This window comes from Streptomyces lonarensis (assembly GCF_012033735.1).
GTDB lineage: Bacteria > Actinomycetota > Actinomycetes > Streptomycetales > Streptomycetaceae > Streptomyces > Streptomyces lonarensis.
Map to the genome: position 1 here is coordinate 1 of NZ_JAAVJD010000297.1, position 5,265 is coordinate 5,265.

General features: G+C 75.8%; 3 protein-coding genes and 2 pseudogenes. 4 read left to right on the forward strand and 1 reads right to left on the reverse strand.

What is annotated here, in order from left to right:
- From HCN56_RS23150 to HCN56_RS23165, 4 genes and pseudogenes are all read left to right on the forward strand, one after another.
- Positions 1-1,800 (forward strand): proline-rich domain-containing protein (locus HCN56_RS23150; protein WP_167974234.1); only part of this gene is annotated, 1,800 nt, incomplete at its 5' end.
- A 217-nt stretch (positions 1,801-2,017) separates the two neighbouring features.
- Positions 2,018-2,716 carry a response regulator transcription factor gene (locus HCN56_RS23155; RefSeq protein ID WP_167974236.1) on the forward strand — a complete coding sequence of 233 codons (699 nt, stop codon included), beginning with the start codon at positions 2,018-2,020 and terminating at the stop codon, positions 2,714-2,716.
- A gap of 224 nt (positions 2,717-2,940) precedes the next feature.
- Entirely contained in the window at positions 2,941-4,026 is a 1,086-nt protein-coding gene (gene galT, locus HCN56_RS23160; RefSeq protein WP_167974238.1) for a galactose-1-phosphate uridylyltransferase, read from the forward strand.
- A pseudogene (locus tag HCN56_RS23165) lies at positions 4,023-5,102 on the forward strand (galactokinase); the annotation flags it as partial. The gene galT and the pseudogene HCN56_RS23165, both read left to right, overlap by 4 nt.
- Before the next feature lie 38 nt (positions 5,103-5,140).
- Here HCN56_RS23165 and HCN56_RS26745 read toward each other — a convergent pair.
- Positions 5,141-5,265: pseudogene (locus HCN56_RS26745) on the reverse strand (galactokinase family protein); the annotation flags it as partial.

The following is a 5,265-nucleotide window of genomic DNA, read 5'->3' on the forward strand; positions in this document are numbered from 1 at the left end:
CCGCCCCAGCCGCCGCAGGGCAGCCTCAGCAGCCCGCAGGACGCCTCGGGCGGCTACGGCGCCCCCCCGCCCTCGGGCGGCTACGGCACCCCCGCGCAGCCCGGTCAGCCCCCGGCCGGCTACGGCACCCCGCAGCCCGGCGGGTACGGCACCCCCGCGCCCTCCGGCGGCTACGGCACCCCGCAGCAGCCGGCCGGCTACGGCTACCCGCAGCAGCCCACCCCCGGCTACGGCTACCCGCAGGCGGCGGCCGGCTACGGCTACCCGGGCGGCCCGGCGGGCCACACCACCGAACCGCAGGGCTTCGGCGCGCCGACCGCGCCCGGTTCCCCGGTCTCCTTCGAGAAGTCCCACGGCGGCTCCGGCGGCTCCGGAGGCGGCGGCAAGGAGTGGAGCTTCTCCGGCTCCCGCGGCCCGCTGATGGTGCTCATGGTCGGCGTCGTCGTCTCCGCGCTCGTCGCGGGCGGCTTCACCGTCTACAACGTCACCCGTGACGACTCCACCACCGCCGCCCCGGCCGACGACGAGAACCCGGCCCCCGGCGGTGACGAGGGCGGGGACGGTGAGGGCGACGACGGCTCCGGCGGCGGCACGCTGCCGACCGAGCCCATAGATGCCTCCCTCCTGTTCGAGGAGGAGGCGCCCGACGTCGCCGAGGACCACCACAACTTCTCCCCGGGTCTGTGGGAGGCGGACGGCTCGATCACCCGGGTCGCCGACCAGCAGGTCATCAGCTGGAACGAGGACGGCGAGATCGCCTGGACCTACCCGACCAACCGCGGCAACTGCGCCTCGTCCGCCACTGCCTCCGAGGGGCGGGTGGCGATCCTGGAGGGCCAGAACTGCGAGGTGCTGACCGTTCTTGACCTCGCCGACGGTGAGTCCGTGGTCACCATCGAACTGGGCAGCAGCTCCGTGAGCGGACATCCCGCCATCCTCGGTGACTACGTCGCGGTGGCGACCTTCTCGGGTGGCTACGGCTGGGAGATCGAGACCGGCGAGCCGCAGTGGGAGCCCCAGGCCGGCGAGGACTGCAAGGTCCGCGCTTACGGCGTCCACGAGGACCTCTTCATCGAGCACCAGCAGTGCGGCCGCATCCCCTTCGACACCGGGGTGCCCGGTTCCGTCGTCGCGCGGAGCGAGAGCGGCGAGGAGCAGTGGAGCTGGTCCTACGAGGCACAGCACGACGACCAGGAGTTCATCCTCGAGAGCGTCGTCTCCGTCGACCCCCTGGTGATTCGCGCCACCCTCGGCCCGGCGGGCGGCGGCGGCGCAGCCGACCGTGAACCCGCGATGTTCGCGGTCAAGGACGACTACAGCGGCCTCGGCCCGCAGCTCGACTTCAGCCGTGACCGCTACGTCGACAGCTGCGGCTACCGCGCTCCGTTCGTCTGCGACGAGGCCGTCGTCCACGACGGCCTGCTCTACCTGACCACCACCGACCGGCCCGCGACGATCGTCGCGGTCGAGATCGCCACCGGCAACGCGCTGTGGGAGGTCGGAGCACTGGAGGACGACCGCGCCGAGCTGCGCGCCATCGACGTACAGGACGACAAGGTGATCGCCTACCAGGTGCCGAGCTACTCCGGGGTCGGCCGCGTCGTCGCCATCGATCCGGAGAGCGAGAGCGGCGACATCGTCATGGTGCTGCCGCTGGACCAGGCAGAGAACGTCCGGGAGATCATGCCCTTCGCCAGTGCGACCGATGCGGTGGCCCGCTGGTACGACAACCGGCTGGTCCTGGCCAGCACCAGGTATGCGGAGCGTTACGAGACACCCTCGCTCCAGGTCTACGGCTGAGCCGAGCCGCCCGCCGGCGGTGGTGCTGTTCCGGCCGGAGTGCGTCCGGTGTGAGACAGCTATCGGCGTCCGACACCCCCGGTACCCCTCGACGGGTACCGGGGGTGTCGCGTTGCCCGTACTCTGCCGCCTCAGGCCCGACCGAGCGCCGCCCGCGACGCGGCGTGCGGCCCCCACCCCGGCGGGCGAGACCGGGAGCGGGGCCGCGGGAGGCGCGATGACGTTACGGGTGGTGGTCGCCGACGACCGGCGGCTGGTCGCGGAGGCGCTGGCCTCCGCGCTGCGGATGCGCGGGCACCGGGTGCTCGCCGCCGGGAGCCCGGTGGGGCGGGCCGTCGAACTCACCACCGGCCGGTCGCCCGAGGTGTGCCTGCTCGGGTCGGCCGAGCCCGACGGCGCCTCGGTGCTGGAGCCGCTGGCGCGGCTCGTCGCTCAGTCGCCCAAACTGGCGGTGGTGGTGCTGGGGCCCGTGCCGTGCCCGCGCGGTGTGGCCGCGGCGTTCGCGGCCGGGGCGCGCGGCTATGTGCGCCACGACGAGCGGATCGACGGCGTGGAGCGGGCGTTGGCGCGGGCCCGCGCGGGCGACGCGGCGGTGGCGCCCGGACTGCTGCGGGAGGTCTTCGGCGCCCTGCTCGAACCGGGGCCCGCTCCCGCCGCCGAAGGCGCGCGGCTCGCGGCCCAGTTGACGCCCCGCGAGGCGCACGTGCTGCTGCGGATCGTGGACGGTGACGACACCCGGCGGATCGCCGACGGCCTCGGGGTCGCCCCGAGTACCGCACGCACCCACATCCAGCGGCTGCTCGCCAAGTTGGGGACGGCCACCCGGCTGGAGGCGGTGGCGGTGGCCGTGCGGACCGGACTGCTGGAGCAGCTGGGCCGCACCCGCCCGCCCGGGCCAGGAGCCGCCGGCGACTGAGCCGCCCACCGGGGTTCACAACCCCACCGCGCCCGCTCACCGCCCCCCATCGACCCGCCGTCGTCGCGTTGTTGACGCTCCCACCCCCACCCTGTTGGATGCTGGCGGAAGATGTTCGGTTCTGTTCGGTTGCGTGGTCGCGGGGGAGCGGCGGAGGCACGGCGCCGGACGGGCCGACGGCACGCCCACGGCGGGGACGGCCCGCGCGACGTGTGGAGGCTCGGATGCGCAGGACGTCCACCCGGCTCTCGGACGGTCGGGAGCTGATCTACTACGACGCCGACCCGCCGGGGCCGGAGCGCGCAGCCCCCCGCGTGCCGCGCCCGGACCCCCGCCCCGCGCCGCCGCCGACCTCCGCCACCACCGAACTCCGGGTGGACCGCTTGGCGGGGGAGACCGTGGCCTACGCGGCACACCGCCAGGACCGGACCCATCTGCCGCCCGCCGACCGCTGCCCGCTCTGCCCCGCGACCGACGCGCGCAGCGAGGAGATCCCCGAACGCGACTACCAGGTGGCGGTGTTCGAGAACCGCTTCCCCTCCTTCGGCGGCGGCCGCGGCCGGTGCGAACTGGTCTGCTTCACCGCCGACCACGAGCGGTCGTTCGCCGACCTCCCGCCGGGCCGGGTCGCGCTCGTCCTCGACGCGTGGACCGACCGCACCGCCGAACTCTCCCGGCTGCCGGGCGTCCGGCAGGTCTACTGCTTCGAGAACCGCGGCGTGGAGATCGGCGTCACCCTCCACCACCCGCACGGCCAGATCTACGCCTACCCCTACCTCCCGCCGCGCACCTCCCGGACGGTCGCCGCGCTGGCCCGCCACCGCGCCGAGACCGGGGAGAACCTGCCCGACGCGCTGCTGGCCGAGGAACTCGCCGACGGCCGGCGGATCGTGGCCGCCACCGACCACTGGGTCGCCCACGTGCCGTACGCGGCGCGCTGGCCGTACGAGGTCCAGCTCCGCCCCCGGCGGCGCGTACCGGACCTCACCGCCCTCGATCCGGCCGAGCGCGCCGAGTTCCCCGAGCTGTACCTCCGGCTGCTGCGCGGCTTCGACCGGCTCTTCGGCGACGACGCGCCTCCGACGCCCTACATCGCCGCTTGGCACCAGGCGCCCGTCGGGGAGCCGGCCCCCGGTGAACCCATCTGTGGCCGCGACGAGTTCGCGCTGCGGCTGGAGCTGCTGACCCTGCGGCGCGGAGCGGGCAAGCTGAAGTACCTCGCCGGTTCGGAGTCGGGCGCGGGAGCCTTCGTCAGCGACGTCCTCCCCGAGGCGGCGGCCGAACGGCTGCGGGAGGTGACCGCCCGATGAGCGGCACCGCCGACGCGCCGCCCCCCGGCGACGGGGCCGCGCCGCGCGGCCACCGCCCCCCGGAGGCCGGAGCCGGACCGGACCCCCGCTCGTCGACCGAACTCGCCGCAGCGGCCCGGCAGTTCTTCGAGCGCTGCCACGGCGCGCCCGCCGACGCCGTCTGGACGGCGCCGGGGCGGGTCAACCTGATCGGGGAACACACCGACTACAACGGCGGGTTGGTCCTGCCGGTCGCGCTGCCGCACCGCACCGCCGTCGCCGCCGCACCCCGCGACGACGGCCTGGTCGTCCTCCACTCCGCCGCCCGCTCCACCGCTCCGGTGACGCTGCCCGTCGCCGACCTGCGGCCGGGCACCCCGGACGGCTGGGCCGCCTACCCCGCCGGGGTGCTGGCGGAGCTCCGCGCCTCGGGCGCCGACCTCCCCGGGGTCTCGCTGGCGGTCGTCTCCGACGTCCCCGCCGGGGCGGGGCTGTCGTCCTCGGCCGCCCTGGAGGTCGCCACCGCCGGCGCCCTCGCCGACCTCGCGGGGATCGACGCCGACCCCCGCATGCTCGCCGAGACCGGCCGCCTCGCGGAGCACCGGTACGCCGGCGTGCCCTGCGGCGTCATGGACCAGCTCGCCGTCGCCTGCTGCCGCGCCGACCACGCGCTGCTGCTCGACACCCGTGACGGCAGCCAGGACCACATCCCGTTCGACGCCGGCGCCGCCGGGTGCTCACTGCTCGTCGTCGACACCCGGGTCCGGCACCGCCTCGCCGACGGCGCCTACGCGCGCCGCCGCGCCGGCTGCGAGGAAGCCGCCCGGCTGCTCGGCGCCGCCGACCTGCGGGAGGCGGAGCAGCGGACCGGCGCACCGGAGAGCGTGCTCGCCGCGCTCCCCGCCGACCTCCGGCCGCTGGTCCGCCACGTGATGTCGGAGAACACCCGGGTGCGGCGGGTCGCCCGCCTGCTGCGGGCGGGCGGCGTCCGGGGGGTGGGCCCGCTGCTGACCTCCGGCCACGCCTCGCTCCGCGACGACTTCGCCGTCTCGTGCCCCGAGGTGGACGTCGTGGTGGCGGCGGCGGTCGCCGCGGGCGCACTCGGCGCCCGCATGACCGGCGGCGGGTTCGGCGGGTCCGTGGTCGTCCTGGCGGAGACGGCGGTGCGGTGCGGCAGCGCGACCGGCAGGACCAACCCGCCGTTGTAGTCGGTGTGTTCCCCGATCAGGTTGACCCGCCCCGGCGCCGTCCAGACGGCGT

Coding starts and splice junctions, on each gene's coding strand:
- HCN56_RS23155 (WP_167974236.1), top strand. CDS start 2,018: ATGACGTTACGGGTGGTGGTCGCCGACGACCGGCGGCTGGTCGCGGAG.
- galT (WP_167974238.1), top strand. CDS start 2,941: ATGCGCAGGACGTCCACCCGGCTCTCGGACGGTCGGGAGCTGATCTAC.